This is a genomic window from Lacticaseibacillus rhamnosus (assembly GCF_900636965.1).
Lineage (GTDB): Bacteria > Bacillota > Bacilli > Lactobacillales > Lactobacillaceae > Lacticaseibacillus > Lacticaseibacillus rhamnosus.
Map to the genome: position 1 here is coordinate 1,415,128 of NZ_LR134331.1, position 24,379 is coordinate 1,439,506.

At 46.0% G+C, this 24,379-nt stretch carries 16 protein-coding genes; 15 read left to right on the forward strand and 1 reads right to left on the reverse strand.

From position 1 onward, the window contains the following. The first annotated feature begins 1 nt into the window (after position 1). From EL173_RS07325 to EL173_RS07380, 12 genes are all read left to right on the forward strand, one after another. On the forward strand, positions 2–2,695 hold the full coding sequence (locus tag EL173_RS07325) for a hypothetical protein (RefSeq protein WP_225356185.1): 2,694 nt from the start codon (positions 2–4) through the stop codon (positions 2,693–2,695). Beyond that, entirely contained in the window at positions 2,670–4,814 is a 2,145-nt protein-coding gene (locus tag EL173_RS07330; protein ID WP_019728420.1) for a hypothetical protein, read from the forward strand. The genes EL173_RS07325 and EL173_RS07330 overlap by 26 nt, the downstream gene beginning before the upstream one ends. Before the next feature lie 211 nt (positions 4,815–5,025). Further along, entirely contained in the window at positions 5,026–5,736 is a 711-nt protein-coding gene (locus tag EL173_RS07335; RefSeq protein WP_005689308.1) for a uracil-DNA glycosylase family protein, read from the forward strand. A 14-nt stretch (positions 5,737–5,750) separates the two neighbouring features. Then, entirely contained in the window at positions 5,751–6,611 is an 861-nt protein-coding gene (gene ylqF / locus EL173_RS07340) for a ribosome biogenesis GTPase YlqF (protein ID WP_099981488.1), read from the forward strand. Then, a complete protein-coding gene (locus tag EL173_RS07345) occupies positions 6,595–7,353 on the forward strand; it encodes a ribonuclease HII (RefSeq protein WP_005689312.1) in 759 nt (252 codons plus the stop codon). The genes ylqF and EL173_RS07345 overlap by 17 nt, the downstream gene beginning before the upstream one ends. Positions 7,354–7,400: 47 nt before the next feature. After that, on the forward strand, positions 7,401–8,216 hold the full coding sequence (gene dprA, locus EL173_RS07350) for a DNA-processing protein DprA (RefSeq protein ID WP_005689313.1): 816 nt from the start codon (positions 7,401–7,403) through the stop codon (positions 8,214–8,216). A 244-nt stretch (positions 8,217–8,460) separates the two neighbouring features. Further along, complete coding sequence (gene topA / locus EL173_RS07355; protein ID WP_005689318.1) at positions 8,461–10,545, forward strand: type I DNA topoisomerase; 2,085 nt, start codon at positions 8,461–8,463, stop codon at positions 10,543–10,545. 169 nt (positions 10,546–10,714) lie between these two features. Continuing rightward, positions 10,715–12,034: a methylenetetrahydrofolate--tRNA-(uracil(54)-C(5))-methyltransferase (FADH(2)-oxidizing) TrmFO gene (gene trmFO / locus EL173_RS07360; protein ID WP_024305603.1), complete on the forward strand. Its 1,320-nt coding sequence runs from the start codon at positions 10,715–10,717 to the stop codon at positions 12,032–12,034. A gap of 199 nt (positions 12,035–12,233) precedes the next feature. Then, positions 12,234–13,130, forward strand: a complete 897-nt coding sequence (xerC, locus tag EL173_RS07365; protein WP_005689322.1) for a tyrosine recombinase XerC — start codon at positions 12,234–12,236, stop codon at positions 13,128–13,130. 118 nt (positions 13,131–13,248) lie between these two features. Continuing rightward, positions 13,249–13,773, forward strand: a complete 525-nt coding sequence (gene hslV, locus EL173_RS07370; protein WP_005688016.1) for an ATP-dependent protease subunit HslV — start codon at positions 13,249–13,251, stop codon at positions 13,771–13,773. Between the two features lie 341 nt (positions 13,774–14,114). Next, the gene (hslU, locus tag EL173_RS07375) at positions 14,115–15,524 is read left to right on the forward strand and encodes an ATP-dependent protease ATPase subunit HslU (RefSeq protein WP_005710545.1); all 1,410 of its coding nucleotides are present in this window, start codon (positions 14,115–14,117) and stop codon (positions 15,522–15,524) included. Between the two features lie 39 nt (positions 15,525–15,563). Then, entirely contained in the window at positions 15,564–16,442 is an 879-nt protein-coding gene (locus EL173_RS07380) for an aldose 1-epimerase family protein (protein ID WP_005689329.1), read from the forward strand. Between the two features lie 93 nt (positions 16,443–16,535). On the opposite strand, the gene plsY is transcribed toward EL173_RS07380, so the two are convergent. After that, positions 16,536–17,159, reverse strand: coding sequence for a glycerol-3-phosphate 1-O-acyltransferase PlsY (gene plsY / locus EL173_RS07385; protein WP_005715612.1), 624 nt, complete (start codon positions 17,157–17,159; stop codon positions 16,536–16,538). Positions 17,160–17,410: 251 nt separating this feature from the next. Here plsY and parE point away from each other — a divergent pair, with 251 nt between their 5' ends. The 3 genes from parE (at position 17,411) to pflB (ending at position 24,377) form a co-directional block, all read left to right on the forward strand. Then, entirely contained in the window at positions 17,411–19,423 is a 2,013-nt protein-coding gene (parE, locus tag EL173_RS07390) for a DNA topoisomerase IV subunit B (protein WP_005688009.1), read from the forward strand. 6 nt (positions 19,424–19,429) lie between these two features. Further along, positions 19,430–21,871: a DNA topoisomerase IV subunit A gene (parC, locus tag EL173_RS07395; RefSeq protein WP_005689333.1), complete on the forward strand. Its 2,442-nt coding sequence runs from the start codon at positions 19,430–19,432 to the stop codon at positions 21,869–21,871. Positions 21,872–22,115: 244 nt separating this feature from the next. Then, a complete protein-coding gene (gene pflB / locus EL173_RS07400) occupies positions 22,116–24,377 on the forward strand; it encodes a formate C-acetyltransferase (protein ID WP_005687528.1) in 2,262 nt (753 codons plus the stop codon). Positions 24,378–24,379 lie beyond the last annotated feature (2 nt).

Consider the following 24,379-nt stretch of genomic DNA (forward strand, 5'->3'; position numbering starts at 1 on the left):
CTTGAATTGTAAACTGGGGCTTAGTAAAATTAACAATAAAAAATTGCCGGATCAACTAATTAAAAGTTTCACGGTCCGGGATACATTCCGAAAAATTATGAAAGACGCTAATGCACTACGCTCGGAGTTCAAATTGGATTTTTTATACAAAACACAAAAGAAACAAGGGAACTCTGGGTTTGTCATCCATTTTGCCCAGACAGATTTGATCAGCAAAGGCGAGAAATTGCATGCCTATTTTGACGAGAACTTGAGGCAAGTGGTTGTCGGTGAAAAAATCCGTGATGATCTGCATTTTCATCGGATGTTGCCGATAATTTCTGCATTTCTTCGGGGTGTAAGTGGCTTTATTTTACAGCGGGCTAGGGAATACCAACAGTTGAGGAACAGAAAGCTATCGCCAATTGATGAAGCTATGACGATTGAAGACGCTTGTTATACTGTCTACAACGCTTTAGGTTTGTCACAAGTGCAAGCTAGAGTCTTACTTTCGCTCAGCTACACTTTTTCAAATCAAGGTGGGATTAAGCTTTCATACTATCCACATAGTAGTCGCCGGTTTCAGCAGCGGGGGCTTAGCTTATTTCAATTTACAAATGATGCTCAACATGAATTACGGACCGAGATCAACGCTTCCTTTTTTTCTGTGACTCCGGAACGTTTTTTGCTGAATATACTGAGTAAGGCTAATGTTTTAGGGCTCTCAGCGACGGCTACTTTACCCACTGTTCTTGATAATTATGACTTGGAATACCTTCGAGATATGCTTGGCCCGCGTTTATTGAATGGTGCCGATTACCTGAGCAAAACTACGCGTGAAGAATTCGATTTCAAAGCGAGATATATCAAAGGTAACGTTCACATCAAACCGGAAATAAGCGGCATCAACCGGTCTTTCTCAGAGATCTTAGAAACAGATCGTTCTAGCGTTGATAAAACCGATATTAGAACATTAGATGCTATTTTAGAACAGAAAATAAGTATGGTTTGCGCTGGTGGTCGGAAAGGCGGTAAGGATTATTATCGCCAACGATATTTAAATCTATTTAATAGCTTTAAAATCTTTCTGAATGACCCACTGATGACTTCGTTTCTAGGCTTGCAGTCGTTACTCCCGAGTGGTGGAAGCGAAATGAATGAACAGTATATCATTGATACTTTTGAGAAACTTAAACAGCGGATAGGGTCATCGACAGCAATAAATACAGAACTAAGGATTGTTTCATCACGCAAAAGTGGCAGCATTGAAGAACAGCTAGAAAATGCCTTAAGTCTTCCTAGCAATCAAAATAAGCGTGTCTATATTCTAAGTGCTTATCAGACAATTGGAATCGGACAAAATCTGCAACATCAAATGAACGAATTCGAACGAAAAAACGTTATAAATATCGCCCCCAAAAATGCCGCTAAAGATGATCCAAGGCAAAAAACCGTTGATTTAGCAGGTGTTTATCTAGCAGATGTCACGCATATTCTTGGCAGCAATTTGCCTTTTAAAATGGATGCGTCTGGACTTCGCACTGTTATAGAGCGCCAGTACCTCCTTGATAATAATGAGATAAGCGTTGATGACTTGATGACGTTTTTGAATTATCTGCAAAAGCAAATTCCCCAACCCCACCCTAAAAATGCCCGCAGTCTCTATGTCAGTTATTCACGAACGATCATTCAAGCATTGGGGAGAATGAACCGATCTTTTAATAAAATGCCAACCTTACGAATAATTGTAGATCCTCAGGTGATTTCAAACATCACCGGTAGCGGAATCGATCTGAGTGGGACAAGTCTTGAATATCGCACGTTGCTTGAATTCTCAGGAAGGCAAAATCCAAACTATGAAAGATCGCGCGTAGAACATGCGAAGGCAAATGCAACATTTTACACCTATCGGGACCTTTTTTTGATGGCATTATATTTACAGAAGGATCCCGAAACAGCGCAATTTTATCGAAGGTTACGACTATTTTATGCACAGCATCCAACTTGTTCAAATAAAGAATTAATCGAGAGTAAGATTATTAGAGAATATCAAGATGAACGTGGGTTGCAATACTTGTGTAATGAGAGGTCATGTAACTCTTACGAGGTTAAGGCGCCAAAACGTGATAGTGGTCACTTTGATTTTGGTGGCAGTGGCATGGAAATTTCTGCCGAAGCGTCGGGGTTGCTTGCAATGTGTCATTTTCCCGGTCTAAAAGAAGCATTTGAAGCAGAAGGTATCGCAACGGAATGGAAGCCTAATGAGCGAATTCTGAATCCAATCCAGTTTTATAACTATTGTGGTTTTATCGGCGAGTTTAGCGGTAAATTTATGATACAGAAGATTTTTAACATTGAATCAGATGTATTTCATGACTTAGAAAATAATGAGTTATTTGATTTTCAATGGCAAGGAGAAGTGGCTATTGATTTCAAAAACTGGCATGCGATGCCACGTGTGAATGCTGATAAGGAACGAGAAAAGGTTGAAGACAAGTTAAACCGACTGGAACTTAATACTAAGAAAAAATGGCGAGCGATTATTATTAATGTCGTAGCGATTAATCAGGGAAAACTGATTATGACAGTTGATGGCAAAATTCTTGAAGTCTCCGGGTTGATTACCCATGACGGCCAGATTGCTTTAACCACTGAGCAGCAATTCCAAATAGGGAGGTTTTTCAATAACAATGCAGACAATGGTACAGACAACTAAACTTGATTATGGGATTAACATGTTGCAGTTGCAGGCTGACTTTCATTTTCTGCTAGTCAAAGTTGCTAATAATGCTTATGCTAGTTATAACCGTCTAATTGGCTCATGCATGCCCCAAGCGCTCACAGCTATAGGAAAAGGTAAATATCTGCTCATGTTCAAAGAATTACCTATGTTGTCACATGACGATAATCTGAATGTTCGCGAGATTTTGCTGGAAAATAAAAGTCAATTCAGGATTTTCCCCAACCACTTACTTCAGCTGCTAGTTAATGAACAGACTGCCAACAGTCCTGGTTTGTCAGAAGCAAGCAAAACACCTGAGCTTCTCGTTGTAAAAGAGAATTGGTGTCAGCAATGTTCAGATATGCGGCTACAATGTTTTGCAATAAACGTGAAGGTTAACTGGGAACAGGATCTGGAACTCAGAGTTCAAACATACACGGAGACAGCAGAATTTAAGTGGGATAAACCAATCTATAAAATTGATGCTGAACATGAGCGGTTAGTCCGTTGTTATCAACCAACAAATGGGCCTTACTTTGTTCGCGGGAACCGGAAACGGAATCGCAATTCTGTTGAGTTTTTGTCTCTACAAGATGAGTCATCGTTTTTGCAAAGTAAGGTAGGGATTGCCCAGACAGTTTTGAACAATCTTAATCGAAATGAGAAAGCGTATTTGACTCGTCCAGTTACTTTTCATAAAAGTTTGGTAGAACAATATTCACGTACGAAACTTAACGAAACCCAAGCTATTTGGAAGCAGATTGCTGGCAGTCAACTTACCATATATGCGCAACCTGACGATAAATTAAGTACAGGTTTAGCTGATCGCATGGCAATCGAGCTGATGAAAAGTTACATTGTAAAAGAAAGCAAGATTCAAATTAAACGTATGTCGAAAGCCCAATCTGGACTCAATATACAAGTTATTCGTGATGAACGTGAAGGAACAGCAAAGGACTATTATGAAATCAGCGCAAAAGATCAAATTATTCAACATGTAACCGTTGAAAAGTTTGGCAATTATCGCAATGGTGACGAAGAGGTTAGGTGGAAACCAAGCGTTACCGGGAAAGATAAGGACCCGGGTCGTGATGTCTCGATCATTAAACTTATCCAAGAACTATGCATTAAGCGTGACTTGGCACGAAAGCGCTTGGAGTTCGTGGAAGAAGCATTAGCAATTAAGACGCTAGCATTTAGTTTTTATTATTTTTACTTTCTGCATGAGTCACCTGATCCCGAGGTAATGGTGATTAAGCTAAGTTTTACATCCAAGAAGGAGATGGTATTTTCTAAAAAAAAGGTATCTTTAAATTGGTTGGAACAGGATGATGAGTTTACCCGAGTTTGTCAACTAGTTTTCTTTAGTATTTTTTCTGCAAAAAAGCAATTCGCTTGGGATAGCGTTGAATGTGTTGTTGAGTTTGAAGGTAATCAAGTCCTGATTCAACAACTCAATCGTACTGTGATGCCTGATGGGGATCGAATTAGGAAACAACTAAGCCTGAATAACCCAAAAAGAATCCTCTCACGAGAAAAGATTCTGAACGAGCTGAATAAACTGCGATCTCTAATTTCCGACAATGAACAGTTGGCTGCGGCGTATAAAATATTACAACAAGTTATAGTCGGTATGCCTGTTTCCTTTACTCTAAAAGAATTGGACACTGCAGCACGTGCCCAAGACCTAACACCACGTAAAAATGGCATGAAACAAGTTAATCGGTTTTTAGAGGCCAATGCTTCATTTACACTGAAGACAACGCTGCAACGAGAAATGCCTAATTCGCCACTTACCGGAATGAAGTGGATTGGACTTACACGAATTGAGGACAGTAATTTGGGATTTAATGCGTTTTATTTTGTTGGCAGCAGCCGATCGCTACAGACAAGAATTCCTCGGGCAGTAACATTACGCCGCCTGTTACCTTTAACTGGCGATGATGAAATGATTGATAATTTATTTCCTAAACTTGCAGCAATGATGAGTGTTGAGTTTGTGCGCAGTGGTCAGTACACCGTTGTTCCTTATCCAGTGAAGTATCTTAGGGAGTTTTGGCTCAGTGAGCAAAGGAAGTATCCTGAATATCGCAGGTCCAAGAATAGGCAGTAAAGAAAATTATGAAGGAAAAATCTATGTTTGGCTAAATTCAATGACCAACCATAGATTTTTTACATGGTTGTGCTTGTCGTAATATCTGACGGTGGTTATAGTGGTTTTAAAAGTTCACGCCGTTGTTTGACCGTGGCAATATTTAAAATATAGTCATCGTGCTAATGCAATAACGCACTAATTGAGACCTATTTGCAAACGAGGAGTCTAAATGAATGAACAAGCGAATTTCGCCACCAAAGTTCTAACCCTTCATCAACGACTGGCAAGCGTCAAAATGACGTTACCTGGTAGCTATCAGTTGGTGAATCCATATAGCGGAGAGCAGAAGCATGCAGTTGACCAGATCACGGCAGCTTTTTATCATAAATATTTTAATGATAATCACAAGCGCCGATTAATTTTGGGGAGCTCGCCAGCGCGAAAAGGCACTGCCATAACGGGGGTTCCCTTTGAAGATGCAGCCGAGTTACAAGCAGAGACAGGTATCGCTGTGGCGAAGTTCCAGATTAAGCCATCGTCAACAAACTTCTTATATGATGTAATGCAGCAATATGGTGGCAAGAGAAAATTTTATAGTGACTTCTACATGAGCTTTGCTTGTCCTTTGGGGTTAAGTAAAATAAGTGCTAAAGGAAACGTGATAAATAGTAATTATTATGAAACTAACGTGATTAAGGATAGACTAATGCCATTCATAGTTGCTTCATTGCAGGAGCAAATCAAATTAGGCGTAGACACCTCAGTTTGTTACTGTATTGGTAGTGGCGAGAATTTTAAGGTGCTAACAAGTATCAATCAGACGTATCATTTCTTTGGTAGCATTGTCCCATTAGAGCACCCACGCTATGTCATGCAGTATCGCTTTAAGGACAGAGCCCGCTATATTCAAAAATACGTTGCTGCCTTAAATTGTAAATAAAAGGAGTTTGAAATATTTTGGCAATTCAATGGTTCCCCGGTCATATGGCCAAGGCCCGTAAGCAAGTACAGGAAAAAATTAAACAAGTTGATCTGATTCTTGAAGTCGTTGATGCTCGAACGCCTGAATCGTCACGTAATCCGATGTTAGATGAATTGGTGGGTGATAAACCGCGGATTATCATTTTAAACAAGCAGGACTTGGCTGATCCTGTACTGACGAATGAATGGGTTCGGTATTATCAAACACAAGGCTTTGCTGCGATTGCGATTGATGCACAACATGCTAAGCGGCTACAGCAGATCCCCCAAGCGGCCGCGAAGTTAATGGCGGAAAAGATTGCGCGGAAAAAAGCCCGCGGAATTCGCAATCCCATGATTAAGGCAATGTGTATTGGTATTCCTAACGTTGGGAAATCAACGGTTTTGAATCGGTTGGTTCGAAAAAATATCGCGGTGACCGGCAACAAGCCCGGGGTAACCAAGAATCAACAATGGCTAAAAGCGAGCGACAACTTTCAATTACTTGATACGCCCGGAATTCTTTGGCCAAAGTTTGCCTCCCAGACAATCGGGATGCGCTTGGCATTCACGGGAGCAATTGCCGATGCTGTTTTCCAGGAGGATGTGGTTGGTTTGTATGGACTGACCTATTTTATGGCGCACTATCCGGAGGCGTTGAAAAAAGCATATCATCTGACTGACACGGATCTGCAGGCTGCACCGCATGAAGTACTGGTAAAACTAACGAAAACGCAAGGATTTGGTGAGGAATTTAATCGGATGGCGGAACGGCTGATTTTCGATGCGCGCCAAGGGAAGTTAGGTCGATTTACGTTAGAGAAACCGGGTGAATTAGATGCCGACGCTGAGTGAATATAAAGCTCTTTTACAAGCTGATCATGTTGATCCCGCGGTTTTAATGGCACTGGAGCAGGATAGTCGGATTGGGGCGGGGAAACTCTTGGCGGCTTATCAACGCCGACAGGACCATCAAGCAGCAGAAGCGGTTGCCTTACGATATCGTAGTAGATATGAGCGTAAGTTATGGACAATGTATTCCCATGTTGCTGGGTTAGACGAAGTAGGGCGCGGACCGCTTGCTGGCCCAGTTGTCACCGCCGCCGTTATCTTGCCGCATCAGTTTAAATGGCCGGTGAACGATTCTAAGCAGCTGACAGCGCATGAACGAGATGTCTTGTATCCGCATATTTTGACGGAAGCCATTGCGGTTGGCATCGGGGTGGCAGATAATCACGAAATTGATCGGGAAAATATTTACCATGCGACGGAGCTAGCGATGGCACAAGCAGTTTCGCATTTGCGGGTTGCCCCAGAGTTTTTACTGGTTGACGCCATGCATGTCCCCGTTAATTTGCCGCAAGAACGGCTCATCAAAGGGGATGCCAATAGTATCAGCATTGCGGCGGCAAGTATTGTCGCCAAAGTCATTCGGGATCGCTTAATGGTGATGTACGATCAGGTTTACCCGGGCTATGATTTTAAAGACAACATGGGTTATGGTACGAAAGCACACTTAGCCGGATTAGCTGCACATGGGGTGACGCCGATTCACCGGCGCAGTTTTGGCCCCGTAAGACATTGTCTGAAATCCTAGATATTTCTTAAAATATTCGCGTAATGTTCAAGTAGGAGGAAGACAGCATGACATTACGTGATTTTTTATTAGCATGGCACTTGGCTACCCATCAGAATCCGCGCTTGGCGGTCAGTTTGCAGCAAGCTATTTTGGAAAAAGCTGATTTGAGTACCTATCAAAATGACCTCAAGCAGAAATTAACGCCAGCAGTTGCACGAATTTTAAGTGCAGCACGCGAGACCCCGTATCTGACGTTTGTTGATACTGCCTATCCTCCGCGGCTGCGCGAAATCCCGCAGCCACCGTCTGTCCTCTTTTATCAAGGCAATCTCGGCTTAATCAATCAATTAACTTTAGGTGTCGTCGGTTCGCGGAAGGCAACCAACTATTCAGCTGAAGCACTGACGCGACTGTTTCCGCAATTACCGCCCATGACAATTGTTAGTGGGTTAGCCGCTGGTGCTGACAGTATGGCGCATGAAGCGGCACTTGCAGCCGGACTACCGACGATTGCCGTGATTGCTAACGGCATCGATCAAGTGTATCCGGCTAAGAATCGCAGCTTACAGCGACAAATTAGTCGGGTGGGATTGGTTGTAAGCGAATATCCTCCGGGAACAGCACCGCAACGCTTTCAATTTGTGGCGCGTAATCGCATCATTGCCGGTTTAGCGCATGGCGTCATGGTGACCGAAGCCGAAATTAAAAGCGGCAGTCTGATTACGGCTAACTATGCCTTGCAACATAATCGCGAAGTTTTTGCGCTGCCCAATCGGTTTGGCGATGTGCTAGGTGCAGGCACCAACGCATTAATTCAAGCAGGGGCCGCCATTGTCACCGGTCCGGAAACCTTAGTAGAAAATCTGCATTTTTACCCGTAAAGTGTCAAAATCTGCTTACTTTATAGTAGAAAAATTTTCGTTTGATTTGACAAGAGCAAAATGACTAGCTTATGATAGCAACTGTTTTGAGCCAGCAGGCAAGATGGCCCAGTTTTGAGCATCGGGACGCACCGTAAATTTTTTGCCTAGCTGAAACTCATGAAGCGTTGACGGTGAATCGTCAGCCCGCACAAATTAAACAGGGCTTGCTTATTGTAGCAATGCCACCGGAAGGAGCGCGTTCATGGCCGACAAGAAGTTAGTCATTGTTGAATCGCCAGCCAAAGCCAAGACCATTGAGAAGTATCTTGGCCGCACCTATAAAGTTGTTGCCAGTTTAGGCCATATCCGTGATTTACCTAAGAGTCAGATGGGCGTCGATGTTGAAAATAACTACGAACCCAAGTACATCTCGATTCGGGGTAAAGGCGATGTGATTAAATCTTTAAAAAAGGACGCAAAAAAAGCCAGCCGCGTTTATCTCGCCGCCGATCCGGATCGTGAAGGAGAAGCAATCGCCTGGCATGTCAGTCATATCTTAGGACTGGATCCGAATGCCAAGAATCGGGTTGTTTTTAACGAAATCACCAAAGATGCCGTTAAAAATGCATTTAAAACCCCTCGTGGTATCGATATGGATCTTGTCGATGCGCAACAAGCACGCCGAATTCTCGATCGGCTCGTGGGGTACTCGATCAGCCCGCTGTTGTGGAAGAAGGTCAAAAAGGGCCTGAGTGCCGGTCGGGTTCAAAGCGTTGCGTTAAAGCTCATCATTGACCGTGAAAATGAAATCAAGAACTTTATTCCTGAAGAATATTGGTCCTTGGATGCCGAATTCCAAAAAGGCCGCAGTAAGAAATTCTCCGCCAGTTTTTATGGCATCAAAAACAAGAAAATGGCGCTGAAGAACAATGAGGCGGTTCAAAAAGTCTTAAGTCAGATTGACAAGGCAAAGCCATTTTCCGTCACCAATGTGGTTAAAAAAGAACGCAAACGTTTCCCTGCACCGCCATTTACCACCAGTACCTTGCAACAGGAAGCCAACCGTAAGCTAGGATTCCGCACTCGTAAGACCATGATGTTAGCCCAGCAGCTCTATGAAGGGATTAACTTAGGCGGTAAGTTGGGTACGGTTGGGCTCATTACGTATATGCGTACTGATTCAACCCGGGTTTCCAACGTTGCCAAAACCGAAACGAGTCATTATTTGCATGAAAAGTATGGCGAGGCTTATGCTGCTGTCAAAATTCGCCAAGGTAAGCTTCAAGAAGGGGCTCAGGATGCCCATGAAGCCATCCGGCCAACGAGTACGCTACGAACACCGGAAAGCTTGGCGTCGGTTTTAGATAAAGATCAGATGAAACTGTACCGTTTGATCTGGAGTCGCTTTGTTGCTAGCGAAATGACGCCGGCGATTATTGACACAGTCGCCGTCACGCTCAATCAAAATGACGTGACGTTCCGGGCAAATGGCAGCCAGATGAAGTTTGAAGGTTTTACCAAGCTATACGTTTCCTCGCGAGATAGCGGTGAAAAGGATAACGTTTTACCACCGCTTGCAGTCGGAGATGCTGTGAAGATGCTGAAAACCGATCCGGCGCAACATTTCACCCAACCACCGGCACGTTATTCTGAAGCCAACTTGGTTAAGGCTCTGGAAGAAAACGGGGTTGGCCGCCCATCGACGTATGCACCGACCATCGAAACCATTCAGAAGCGTTATTACGTCAAACTCAACGCCCGCCGCTTTGAGCCCACGGAATTAGGCGAAATCGTCAATAGTCTGATCGTTGAATTTTTCCCGGACATCGTCAATATCAAGTTCACGGCGAATGTCGAATCCGAACTTGACAGTATCGAAACCGGCGAGGCCAATTGGGTCAAAGTCATCGACCAGTTCTATAAGCCATTTGAAAAAGAGGTTGCGCACGCCGAGACCGGGATTGAAAAAATCCAAATCAAGGATGAACCGGCCGGCTTTAACTGCGATATCTGTGGCGCGCCAATGGTGATCAAAATGGGGCGTTATGGCAAATTCTACGCCTGCTCTCGATTCCCTGACTGCCGCAACACCAAGGCGATCGTCAAAGAAATCGGCGTTATTTGTCCTAAGTGTCACAAAGGGCAGGTTGTGGAACGCAAGAGCAAGCGTAACCGTGTCTTTTATGGCTGCTCCCGTTACCCTGACTGTGACTTTGTTTCCTGGGATAAACCAGTCGGCCGCGACTGCCCGGTTTGCGGACATTTCTTAGTCGAAAAGAAATCCAAAGCCGGCACCCAAGTCGTCTGTCCTAACAACGATTACAAAGAAGCCTTACAAAAAGCATAAATCACCTGACAGCAAGTACGGATCCTTTGTACCTGCTGTTTTTTTCGGGTACACTAAGGCAAAGTACGAGCAGAATCGCTTAAAAATAACCAAACACAACCAAGATGAACGTCTTAAGATCAGTGATCCATTCAATCAAATTAATAACCTCACCAAGGAGGAATTCATGATGCCTACTGTTAACGTTATTGGAGCCGGGCTTGCCGGTTCAGAAGCTGCCTGGCAAATTGCCCAAGCCGGCGTCGATGTTAATCTCTACGAAATGCGCCCCGTGAAGATGACGCCGGCACATCACACCGGTAATTTTGCCGAACTCGTCTGTACGAACTCACTGCGCGCTAATCAAATTACTAATGCGGTCGGACTTTTAAAAGAAGAAATGTGGCGGCTGCATTCCATTATCATGCAAAGTGCCGATGCAACCGCGGTTCCTGCCGGTGGTGCGCTAGCCGTGGATCGCGAGCCTTTTTCCGAGCTGGTGACCCGGCAGCTGACAAACCATCCCCGTATTCATGTCATTCATGACGTATTAACCGATTTTCCGGCTGGCATAACCGTTGTGGCGACCGGACCATTGACAGCACCGGGGCTTGCCGATGCGATTGTTGCGTTGAATGGCGAAGCAGGCTTGTCCTTCTTTGATGCTGCGGCGCCGATTATCGACGCCAGCACGATTGATAACGACATCGTTTATAAAAAATCGCGTTATGACCGGGGTGAGGCTGCTTATTTGAATTGCCCGATGAATAAGGAAGAATTTCAGGCATTTTACAAGGCGCTGGTGACAGCTGAGGTTGCTGAAGGTCACGATTTTGAAAAGATGACGGTGTTTGAAGGTTGCATGCCAATTGAGGTAATGGCCAAGCGCGGGATCAAAACCATGCTATTTGGTCCGCTGAAACCGGTTGGCCTGGAAGATCCCAAAACCGGCAAGACGCCATATGCAGTGGTGCAGTTGCGTCAGGATAATGCCGCAGCCAGTCTTTATAACATTGTTGGTTTTCAAACGCACCTTAAATGGGGTGAGCAAAAGCGGGTTTTCCGCATGATTCCGGGTCTGGAACATGCTCAGATCGTCCGTTATGGCGTGATGCATCGCAATACATTTATGAAATCGCCAGTGGTTCTTGAGCCGACTTATGCGTCCAAACGCCGGGCTGATCTCTTCTTTGCCGGGCAGATGACCGGGGTTGAAGGTTACGTTGAAAGCGCGGCTAGTGGCCTGATTGCCGGTACCAATGCGGCGCGTCTGGCTTTGGGGCAAACGCCCATCGCTTTTCCGCAAACAACTGCGATGGGGGCTATGGCACACTATATTACCCACACCTCGCCGAGCCACTTTCAGCCGATGAATGCTAATTTTGGTATTATGCCGCCGTTAGCAATCAAGGTTCGGAATAAAAAAGAACGGAATCAACAACTGGCAGAGCGCGCATTGAATGATCTGGCAACTTTTCAAACTGAATTACAAAGCGTACATCAGTCCTAAAATTGGAAAATGATCTCGGGTAACCGGGATTTTTTCATGATCACGGGTCGTCATGTTCACCAAGCAGTCAATGAGCGAATAATGGTGGCGGATTGCAATTTTTTTGCCTGTCTTCGCCTACATTTACGGCAGGTTTAGTGGCTGAAAACGTCAACAATCGTTCTTTTTATGTTAATCTATTAAGCGGAGGGATGTCGTGATGAAGCCACTTGCAGCGTTTCAGGAATACTTAACCGTTGAGCGCCAGTATTCGCCGGAAACGGTTACGGCCTATTTAAACGACATTCAGGAATTTCAGGCTTTTCTTAAGGCGAATGGTGGGTTTACCGACTTTAGCAAAGTGGACGACTTGGACGTTCAAACCTATTTAACGGACTTGAACAAGCAGGCGTTGGCGCGAACTTCCATTGCCCGTAAAATCAGTAGTTTACGGAGTTTTTATCGGTATCTTGTTCGGATTGATGTTGTGAAACGCAACCCGTTTGAATTGGTTGAGTTAAAAAAGCAGCATCATCATTTGCCGCAGTTTTTCTATGAGGCGGAAATACAGGAACTCTTTAAAACGGTAGAAGGGGAAACCCCGTTGGATCAACGTAATCGGGCATTACTCGAGGTTTTGTACGGTACCGGCATTCGTGTCTCCGAGTGTGCTAACTTGACGTTGAATCAAGTGGATTTTAATACCGGCTTATTGCTGATTCACGGGAAAGGCAACAAGGATCGCTATGTGCCGTTTGGCCGCTATGCCCAGCGTGCGTTGCAGACCTATCTCAAAGACGGTCGCCAGACACTGATGAACAAGCACGATGCCCAGCACCGATTTGTGTTCGTCAACCAGTATGGCCGACCGATTACTGCACGTGGTATTGAATATATTTTGGATCAATTAATCAAGCAAACGAGTCTGACCGCGAATATTCATCCCCACATGCTCCGCCATAGCTTTGCCACGCATATGCTGGATCACGGGGCTGACTTGCGCACGGTTCAGGAGTTACTGGGGCACGCAAGTTTGTCGACGACGCAGATTTATACTCACGTGACGATGGCGCATTTGAAAAACGAATATATGAAATATTATCCGAAGCATAATTAAGACTAAAGCACGATGTAATTGCACGACGAATTTTTTAAAGTATGAACATTGGCAGATTTAACAACACTGCCAGTTCTGATTGATTATCCGATATCAAGAAACAAAAAAGGAGCATACCATGACAACAATTGCAGCAGTGAGAAAAGATGGCGTGACCGCTTTAGCCGGCGATGGCCAAGTTACTTTGGGCGAAAAAGTGATCATGAAAGGCAATGCCCAAAAGGTACGCCGAATCTATCATGATCAGGTCGTTATCGGTTTTGCCGGCGGGGTCGCCGATGCGTTTACGCTTCAAGACTGGTTTGAAAAGAAACTAGAGCATTATTCCGGTAACTTACGACGTTCGGCTGTCGCCTTGGCTCAAGACTGGCGTAAAGATCCAACCTTGCAAAAACTTGAGGCCATGATGATCGTCATGGATGAGCATGATTTGCTGCTTGTTTCAGGGTCTGGAGAAGTCATTGACCCAGACGAGGACGTGGTTGCGATTGGGTCGGGCGGTAATTTTGCCCAAGCGGCCGCAATTGCAATGTTGCGGCATTCACCAGACATGACGCCGGCTGATATTGCTAAAGAAGCGGTTAATATCGCTGGTAATATTGACATCTTTACAAATCATAATATTATCGTTGAGAGTTTCTAGGGCGTGTGTGTTTGCGTTATAGGGCGTTCGTTGGTGCAGAGGTCTGGATGTAAAGGCTTATTGCGTGCTGGCTCACGCTCCATAACGCGTTCGCCAGCGCAGAAGTCTGCGTGTAAGGACCTTAAGCGCAATGGCCAAGACCGGGCCATCACGCCCAAGGCCGCTTACACTCCGATCCCTAACCGCGCTGGCTCACGCTCCATAACGCGTTCGCCAGCGCAGGGATCTGCGTGTAAGGACCTTGGTCGCAATGGCCAAAGACCGGCCATCACGCCCAAGGCCGCTTACACTCCGATCCCTAACCGCGCTGGCTCACGCTCACTTTCTTTTAGGAGGTTCCCATGGTAGAAGTACAAACACCGAAGCAAATTGTAGAAAAGCTTGATCAGTATGTGATTGGTCAGGATGAGGCGAAACGGGCCGTGGCGGTGGCTTTGTATAATCGCTATCGGCGGATGCAGTTGTCGCCGAAGATGCAAGAAGAAATCACGCCTAAGAACTTGCTTATGATCGGGCCAACCGGGGTCGGGAAGACTGAAATTGCCCGCCGCTTAGCCAAGATCGTGGAAGCACCGTTTGTTAAAGTTGAAGCGACTAAATTCACTGAAGTCGGCTATGTTGGCCGCGACGTTGAATCGATGGTGCGGGATCTTGCCGAAACGGCGGTTGCCATGGAGGAAGAAAAGCAGTTTAAAAAAGTCCGGGTTCGCGCGGAAAAAGAAGCTAACAAGCGGCTGGTTAAAATTTTGGTACCGGCTATTCGCAAAGAAAAAAATAGCAATCCCATGGCGGAAATGATGAGCATGTTGCAAGGCATGCAAAATGGCAAGATGCCCGCGGGTGACGATGCTGATGCTGGCGGTGAAGTGACGGATGATATTCGCAATCGCCGTTTAAGCGTGGCGGAGCAATTGGAAAAAGGCTTATTAGAGGATCGTGAAATTACCGTTGCCGTCAATGACGAGAAAAAAGGCGGCGGCATGAGTGATATGTACGGCCAAATGGGTATTGACCTTAGTGACACGATTGGCGCTTTGATGCCGAAGAAAAAAGTTGAACGCACGATGACCGTCAAGGAAGCACGCGAAATCTTCATCAAAGAAGAGTCTGATAAACTGGTCAATCATGCCGATATTTATCATGATGCGATTCAAAGCGCGGAAAATAACGGCATCATTTTCATCGACGAAATTGATAAAATTGCAGCCGGTGATAAACACACGAGCGGTGAAGTTTCCCGTGAAGGCGTGCAGCGCGATATTTTGCCGATTGTTGAAGGCTCACAGATTAACACCAAATACGGACCGATTAATACGGATCACATTCTGTTTATTGGCTCGGGCGCGTTTGCAGAAGCCAAGCCAAGCGATTTGATTGCTGAGTTGCAAGGACGTTTTCCAATTCGCGTTGAGTTAAAAGATCTAACGGAACAAGATTTCGTGCGGATCTTGACCGAGCCGGACAATGCGTTGATTAAACAATACATTGCCTTAATTGGCGCAGACGGGGTCAAAATCACGTTTACGAAAGAGGCCGTTGAACGTATCGCAGAAATCGCCACTCAGGTCAACCATGATACCGATAATATCGGTGCCCGGCGACTGGCAACGATTCTCGAGAAACTGTTGGAAGATGTGCTTTATGAAGGTCCGGATATGGCGATGGGCAGCGTCACGGTTACCCAGCAGTATGTTGACGACAAGATTGGGCATATCGCCGCGGATAGCAACATGACGCGCTATATTTTGTAAGGTAACTTTGAAGAACTGTTAGGTAAAGGATGAGAATGTATGGTAACGATTGCAAATGACTTTTTAACGGTTAACATCAGTCGGCATGGTGCTGAATTGACCAGTATTAAGGATAATCTGACTGGCCGTGAGCGACTATGGCAGGCTGATCCTGAAGTTTGGCCACGCCATGCACCGGTTTTATTTCCAATTGTCGGTGCGTTGGCTGATCAGCAATATCAATACGCTGGCAAGACTTACCATATGGGGCAACACGGATTTGCGCGTGATCGTGACTTTACGGTTGTGTCCGCAACGCCTTTTAAAGCCAGTCTCGTGCTCAAAGACGATGACAAAACGCGGGCGATGTTTCCGTTTGCTTTTCGGCTCATCATTACCTATGCGCTAGAAAATAATAACCTGCACGTCACCTACCACGTCGATAACCCCGCTAAAACGGAACCGTTATACTTCAGCATCGGTGGACACCCGGGTTTTAACGTTCCCATGACGCCGGATACCGAGTTTGCGGACTATTACATGAACTTCAAGCCGCGTAAGTCCCTGGTGCAGATTCCGCTTGTTGCTGGGCAAGGTATTGATTACAGTCATCGAACTTTGGCTGCGACCGATGCCAACCTGGCGCTCACACACGAAACGTTTAAAAATGATGCGCTTATTTTTGCGCCGCTTGGTAAAACCACCTTCAATTTACTTTCTGATGAAACCAAGCACGGTGTCAGTGTGACCATGGAAGACGCCCCTTACCTTGGTGTTTGGAGTCCTTACCCTAAGACCGGTGATTTTGTCTGCATCGAACCGTGGTGGGGCATTGCGGATACGATCGGCACCACCGGAGATTTGACCAAGAAACTCGGCATCAACCGTTTGGAACCGGGAACGGCTTTTGAGAAAGGCTACACGATTAGCATTTTCTAACCGATTAACGAAGCTTGTTAACGAAGATTGTTGTGCCATTACAAAAAGACATCCGCCAAGGGATGTCTTTTTGATTGTCAGGTATTTGGGTGATTAGTCATGATGATGTTGGTTGCGCAGGTATAGGCCGAGCCCAAACGGTACCATATTTTCGTCACCGGCCTTGATGCGTTTGAAATTGGCGCGATGTTTGATGAAAAAGACAACCAGTAAGCCGCAAGCAACTGTCGTCAGTAGCCAATCGTGATACACCAATGACCAGCACGTGATAATCACCATCCCCAGCGTACTGGCCACACTCACCATGGACGTTAATAAGATCAGGCTAAACCAGATGGCAAAGGCGATGAAGAAAAATGGCGGGTTATACGCTAACAAAATACCGGCACTGGTTGCGACAGCCTTTCCGCCTTTGAAACCAATGTAGATCGAAAAAGTATGCCCCAATACCGCTGCCAACCCGACAACCAAGATTAGCCAGTGGTGGTCAATCCCAAATAAAATCGGTAAACTGGCAGACAGTGTTCCTTTTAGAATATCCAATAGCAAGACTAGGGTACCGCCGACCGGTCCTAACATCCGGTAAGCATTGGTGGTTCCGATATTATGGCTGCCACCTTGGCGAATATCCGTATGATAAAATAGTTTGCCAACGACCACCCCAAACGGAATGGCGCCGATGAAATAGGCAAGTATAAAACAAAGCACAAGTACCAAATGTGCCCCTCCTCTCAGACTAAAAACTATTTTAGCATTTTTGACTTTTGAGGGATACGCCGGTAAAATAATACGAACACACATTCGATCTGTGAACTATATTGCATCTTGACAGTTTCATACAGGCGTTTTTGACTGTGATATTTTGCCGGTGATCACAGAAATTGGGTTTTCTTAAACGTTCCTGCGCTCGCCCTCCGCTTCTGCGTGGTGTATTCTATAAATTAGTTGTTTCAAAAAGGGAGTTTATTATGGACAAAGCAACGCAAGCATATAATGATTCATCCATTCAGGTGCTACACGGATTAGAAGCCGTTCGTAAGCGTCCCGGGATGTATATTGGTTCCACCGATAGCCGCGGGTTACATCATTTGGTTTATGAAATCGTGGATAACTCAGTCGATGAAGCGCTCGCGGGGTTTGGGGATGAAATTAATGTCACGATTCACGCCGATAATTCTGTGACCGTGCAAGATCATGGTCGGGGGATGCCAACAGGAATGCATCCTAGTGGTAAGCCGACCATCGAAGTCATCTTAACGGTGTTGCACGCTGGGGGTAAGTTTAACCAGAATAGTTATAAAACATCAGGAGGCCTTCACGGTGTCGGCTCAAGTGTCGTCAATGCGCTGTCTGAGTCATTGACAGTTCGGGTTGTCCGGGACAAACACGCCTTTGAAGAGCATTTTATTAATGGCGGACATCCTGATGGCGGGTTGCAGAAGTTGGGCAAGGTTAACGAACCCAATGGCACTACCATTACGTTCAAGCCGGATCCGACTGTTTTCCAGACCACGGTTTTCAATTACGATACCTTAGCCGAACGACTGCGCGAATCCGCGTTTTTATTAAAGGCGATCACCATTAATTTAACCGATGAACGGACCGGTAAGCATGATCAGTATCATTATCCGGATGGTTTGGTTAGTTTCGTGAAGTACCTTAATGAAGGTAAGGACGCCTTATCGCAAGTCATTAATTTTGAAGGCAAGAAAGACGGCATTGTCGTTGATTTTGCCGGTCAATATAATGATGGCTACTCTGAAAACATTATTTCATTTGTCAACAATGTTCGGACTGGTGATGGCGGCACGCATGAAATCGGATTGCGCAGTGGGATGACGCGTGCTTTTAATGAATTCGCCCGGAAAGTCGGGTTATTGAAAGACCGCGATAAGAACCTTGAAGGCAGCGATGTCCGCGAAGGTTTTGCGGGTATTTTGAGTGTCCGCATCCCGGAAGAGATCTTACAATTTGAAGGCCAGACCAAAGGCAAGTTGGGGACGCCTCAGGCACGGACCGTTGTCGATGGGATTGTGTACGACCACCTTGCCACCTTCTTGATGGAAAACGGCGAAGAATCGCAAGAACTCGTGCGCAAAGCCATCAAAGCCCGCGATGCTCGTGAAGCCGCCCGCAAAGCCCGTGATGACAGTCGGACCGGGCGCAAACGCAAAAAGGATCAGGGGCTGCTTTCCGGTAAACTGACCCCGGCACAGACCAAAAACCCTAAGCGCAACGAACTGTATCTTGTCGAAGGGGATTCCGCCGGTGGTTCTGCCAAGCAGGGACGCGATCGTAAGTTCCAGGCAATTTTGCCATTACGCGGGAAAGTTTTGAATACGCAAAAAGCCAAGCTGCAGGATATCGTCAAAAACGAAGAAATCAATACCATGATTTATACCATTGGCGCCGGTGTCGGTGCCGATTTTGACATCCAGCAGGCTAACTACAATAAGATCATTATTATGACCGATGCCGATACTGATGGTGCGCACATTCAGATCCTGCTGTTGACCTTCTTTTACCGATACATGCGGCCGTTAATCGATGCCGGGCGTGTGTATATCGCACTGCCGCCGTTGTACCGCTTGCAAAAAGGTGCTGGCGCTAAAACGAAGATCAGCTATGCGTGGACGGATGAAGAGCTAGCTAAGGAAACCAAGGCGATGGGCAAAGGCTATACCTTGACCCGCTTTAAGGGGCTTGGCGAAATGAACGCCGATCAACTATGGGAGACCACGATGAATCCCGAAACGCGGACACTGATTCGGGTTCGGATTGACGATGCGCAGCTGGCAGAACGCCGGGTTACGACTTTGATGGGCGATCGCGTTGAACCGCGGCGTGAATGGATTGAACATCACGTGAAGTTTGATCTGGATGATGAAGGCAGTATTCTGGAAACTCCAACGGCAAACCATGAAAAGTTGCAATTCGGAGCTAAGCAAATCGTCAAGCAATTAGATAAGAAAAGGAAGTAAAAGCCATTGGCCAATCAGATTCAAGAGTTGACCTTAGAAGAGGTCATGGGCGACCGGTTTGGCCGGTACTCGAAATATATTATTCAAGAACGCGCACTGCCAGATGTTCGTGACGGGTTAAAACCGGTCCAACGACGCATTTTATTTGCGATGAACCAAGACGGCAACACTTATGACAAAGGATTTCGCAAGTCAGCTAAGAGTGTCGGTAATGTTATGGGTAATTATCATCCTCATGGCGATAGCTCGATTTACGAAGCGATGGTGCGGCTCAGCCAAGACTGGAAACTACGCGCACCGTTAATTCAGATGCACGGTAACAATGGGTCAATGGATGGGGATCCGCCAGCAGCGATGCGTTATACAGAAGCGCGGCTAAGCAAGATCAGTAAGGAAATGCTGGCGGATATTGATAAAGAAACCGTTGATATGGTTTTAAACTTTGATGACACTGCCCAGGAACCGACTGTACTGCCAGCGGGTTTTCCTAATCTCCTCGTCAACGGTGCTACCGGGATCTCTGCAGGGTATGCGACCGAAATCCCGCCGCATAATTTGCGGGAAGTCGTCAATGCTATCTTGTATTTGCTAAAACATCCGCAAGCTGACTTAGCCGACTTGATGCAGTATGTTAAGGGACCCGATTTTCCAACCGGCGGCATCATCCAAGGGCTTGACGGGATCAAGCAGGCATACGAAACCGGCCGGGGAAAGATTGTCGTTCGCTCACGCACCCACATCGAAACCATTCGCGGCGGCCGCGAGAAGATTGTGGTCACTGAAATTCCGTATGATGTCAACAAGGCCCAAATGATTAAAAAAATCGATGAACTACGACTTAACAAAAAAGTCGACGGTATCGCTGAAGTTCGCGATGAAAGTGATCGATTCGGCTTAAGTGTTGTCATTGAGCTGAAAAAAGAAGCGGATGCCCATGGAATTTTGAATTACCTCTTCAAAAATACCGATCTGCAAATCACATATAACTTTAATATGGTTGCGATTGCCGATATGCAACCGAAATTGCTTGGGCTCAAGGCGATGTTGGAAGCTTATGTGGCGCATCGCCGTGATGTGGTCACACGCCGGACACGTTATGAGTTAAACAAAGCGCAGGCACGGCAGCACATTGTTGAAGGCTTGATTAAAATGTTGTCCATTTTGGATCAAGTCATTGCGGCGATTCGTGCATCCTCAGATAAAGGGGATGCCAAACGCAATTTGGTCAAACAATTTGATTTTTCCGAAGCGCAGGCTGAAGCCATTGTCTCCTTGCAGTTATATCGGTTGACGAATACCGACATTACCGCTTTGCAGGACGAGGCGGCACAACTGGCCAAGGCGATTGCCGAATATCAAGACATTCTAGCGCAGCCGGCTTCGCGTGATCGGGTGATTGAAAAAGAACTTAAACGGATTGCTAAAGAGTACGGGGATGATCGGCGCAGCAGTATTCAAGCCGAGATTGAAACGCTCGAAGTGGCAACGACGGTCACAGTGGCTGATGAAACCGTGATGGTCCAGGTGTCACGCGACGGCTATGTCAAACGCAGCTCCTTGCGTAGTTACCAAGCTGTTGATCCTGAAGATAACGGTTTAAAACCCAATGATTTGGCGATTTTTACCGGAGAGTTAAGCACCCTGCAACATCTTTACATTGTCACGAATGCCGGTAATATCATTTATCGGCCCGTTTACGAAATTAGCGATGCGCGGTGGAAGGACACTGGGGAACATTTAAGCCAGACAGTTGGCTTGGGAACCGATGAAAAGGTTTTGGCAGTCTTTGCTTTTGATCAGCTAGATCTTGCTGGTACCTTTGTCCTTGGCTCCAGTGACGGCTACATTAAGCAGACGGCATTGAGTGATTTGCAGCCGCAGCGCACGTATAAACGCAAACCAATGATGGCAATGAAATTGAAAACACCGGGTGCCGTGGTTACCAATGCTTACTTCACGACCGATCAAGCCCAGGATGTTTTTGTTGTCAGCCGACATGCGTATGGACTCGACTTCCCACTGGCTGAAGTTTCCACGGTCGGTGCTCGGGCTACTGGGGTCAAAAGTATGGATCTCAAACCGGAAGATGAGGTAGTTAACTTTATTTTAGTTAAGCAACCAGAAAAAGCAGTGGTGGGCATTTTGACTCAGCGTGGTGCGTTTAAACGTATGGCGTTAAGCGAAGTCGGTCAAATGAGCCGTGCTCGCCGCGGATTGCTTGTTTTACGCGAATTAAAGCGTGATCCGCACCGCATTGTCGCCATGATGCAAGTCGATGACAACACGCGTCTGGATGTGTTAACCGATGCCGATAAAGTGATCACGTTAACGCCTGTGAACCACCCGACAGGTGATCGCTACTCTAATGGTTCCTTTGTGATTGATACTGATGTCCAAGGAAAACCGGTTTTCGTACGCACACGTGAAGAAACACCGGTTGAACCGTAACGCAAAAAAGTCCTCATCTGTATTAATACAGATGAGGACTTTTTGATTTATTATATGACAGTACGGTTGTGCACAACTTATCAAGCTAATGATTAAGCTTTTTTTATGAAACAGGAAAGTACACCGAAAAAACAGCAAAACGCCTGTTATATCAGCGATAAAACGCTTGCATAGATTTGCCTTCGTGTTATACTGAGTTTGTAAGAACTGTCACATCTGTAATTCACTTTAGGAGGCAATACCTATGAAACAGCTTGACGAAACCAAAGTTCCTAATTATTGGGAAGGCTTTAACGGCGGCGACTGGCAAGAAGAAATTAACGTGCGCGATTTTATCGAGCATAACCTGAACCAATATGATGGGGACGAGAGTTTCCTTGCTGGCCCCACTGAAGCAACGACCGTTTTAAATAATCAGGTTTTGAATCTGAAAAAGCAAGAACGTGCCAATGGCGGCGTGCTGGATGCAGATAACAATATTCCATCGACCATTACTTCTCATGGCCCAGGTTATCTGAATAAGGACCTCGAAAAGATTGTCGGTGTCCAAACCGATAAGCCGTTTAAGCGGGCATTCATGCCATTTGGCGGTATCCGGATGGCTGAGGATGCTTTGAAATCCTATGGCTTCGAAACCGACGCTAATGAGCACAAGATCTTTACCGAATATCGTAAGACGCATAACCAAGGTGTTTTTGATGCTTATACGCCGGAAATGCGCAAAGCCCGCCACTATAAGATTGTGACCGGCTTACCGGATGCTTATGGTCGTGGTCGGATCGTTTCGGACTTCCCTCGAATTGCTATTTATGGGATTGACCGGCTGATGGCTGAGAAGTTCAACGATTACAACCTGACCGGCGATGGCGAGATGACAGATGATGTTATCAAACTGCGCGAAGAAATTAACGAACAGTATCGTGCCTTGAATGACATGAAGAAGATGGCCAAAGAATACGGCTATGACATTTCCCGCCCAGCTGCTAATGCTCAAGAAGCTGTTCAGTGGATCTACTTCGGTTACCTGGCAGCCGTTAAGACCCAAAATGGTGCGGCAATGTCTGTCGGCCGTATCGATACAGTGATTGATGCCTATATTCAACGGGATATGCGTTTGGGCAAGCTGAATGAAGAGCAGGCACAAGAACTCATCGATCATTTGGTTATGAAGTTACGGATGGTACGTTTCATTCGGACTGAAGAATACAACTCACTGTTCTCCGGCGATCCGATCTGGGCAACACTGTCCTTGGCAGGGATGGGTAATGATGGCCGTCATCATGTTACCAAGACCGCGTTCCGCTTCCTGAAGACCTTGGACAACATGGGCGCGGCACCGGAACCAAACATCACCTTGTTGTGGAGCGAACGTCTTCCTGAAGGGTTCAAACGTTATGCCACTGAAGTGTCCATCCAAAGTTCAACCATTCAATACGAAAACGATGATCTGATGCGTAACGAATGGGGAACCGACTATTACGGCATTGCTTGCTGTGTTTCCGCGCAGCCAATTGCAGATGGTGTTCAGTACTTCGGGGCGCGAGCAAACCTAGCCAAGACCGTGCTGTATGCGATCAACGGTGGTAAAGACGAAATTCAGGAAGCACAGGTGGGACCTGAATACGAGCCGATCACCAGCGACTATATCGACTATGACGAGTTCATGAAGAAGTTCGACAAGATGATGGACTGGTTAGCAGATGTCTATGTCAATGCACTGAATGTTATTCACTACATGCATGACAAGTACTACTATGAAGCTGCGCAGTTGGCATTGAAGGATACACGTCTGAATCGGACGTTTGCTACCGGGATTTCCGGTTTGTCACATGCGGTTGATTCCATCAGTGCCATCAAGTATGGCCACGTGAAGGCAATTCGGGATGAAAATGGCGTTGCAATCGACTTTGTTGCTGACAATGATGACTATCCGCGTTATGGTAACAATGATGACCGGGCAGACAACATTGCTAAGTGGTTGGTTAAGACCTTCTACAACAAGATGAATACACATCATCTGTATCGCGGTGCTAAGCTCAGTACCAGTGTTCTGACCATTACATCTAATGTGGTTTATGGTAAGAATACCGGGACAACACCAAACGGCCGTCAGAAGGGCGAACCATTCTCACCTGGTGCCAACCCGGCGTATGGTGCTGAAAAGAACGGTGCTTTGGCTTCCTTGATGTCAACCGCCAAGATCCCATATCACTATGCAACAGACGGGATCAGCAATACCTTTGGGGTAACACCGAACACCTTAGGCCATGACGATGAAACCCGTAAGGACACCTTGGTTCACATGGTTGACGGCTACATGGAAAATAGCGGCATGCACCTTAACATCAACGTCTTCAATAAAGAAACGTTGATTGATGCCCAGAAGCACCCAGAAGAATATCCAACCTTGACTGTTCGAGTTTCCGGTTACTGCGTCTACTTTGCAGACCTGACCAAAGAACAGCAAGACGATGTTATCGCTCGGACCTTCTTCGACGAAATGTAATC

Coding starts and splice junctions, on each gene's coding strand:
- parE (WP_005688009.1), top strand. CDS start 17,411: ATGGACAAAGCAACGCAAGCATATAATGATTCATCCATTCAGGTGCTA.
- topA (WP_005689318.1), top strand. CDS start 8,461: ATGGCCGACAAGAAGTTAGTCATTGTTGAATCGCCAGCCAAAGCCAAG.
- EL173_RS07330 (WP_019728420.1), top strand. CDS start 2,670: ATGCAGACAATGGTACAGACAACTAAACTTGATTATGGGATTAACATG.
- pflB (WP_005687528.1), top strand. CDS start 22,116: ATGAAACAGCTTGACGAAACCAAAGTTCCTAATTATTGGGAAGGCTTT.
- trmFO (WP_024305603.1), top strand. CDS start 10,715: ATGCCTACTGTTAACGTTATTGGAGCCGGGCTTGCCGGTTCAGAAGCT.
- xerC (WP_005689322.1), top strand. CDS start 12,234: ATGAAGCCACTTGCAGCGTTTCAGGAATACTTAACCGTTGAGCGCCAG.
- EL173_RS07380 (WP_005689329.1), top strand. CDS start 15,564: ATGGTAACGATTGCAAATGACTTTTTAACGGTTAACATCAGTCGGCAT.
- EL173_RS07345 (WP_005689312.1), top strand. CDS start 6,595: ATGCCGACGCTGAGTGAATATAAAGCTCTTTTACAAGCTGATCATGTT.
- hslU (WP_005710545.1), top strand. CDS start 14,115: ATGGTAGAAGTACAAACACCGAAGCAAATTGTAGAAAAGCTTGATCAG.
- dprA (WP_005689313.1), top strand. CDS start 7,401: ATGACATTACGTGATTTTTTATTAGCATGGCACTTGGCTACCCATCAG.
- EL173_RS07335 (WP_005689308.1), top strand. CDS start 5,026: ATGAATGAACAAGCGAATTTCGCCACCAAAGTTCTAACCCTTCATCAA.
- hslV (WP_005688016.1), top strand. CDS start 13,249: ATGACAACAATTGCAGCAGTGAGAAAAGATGGCGTGACCGCTTTAGCC.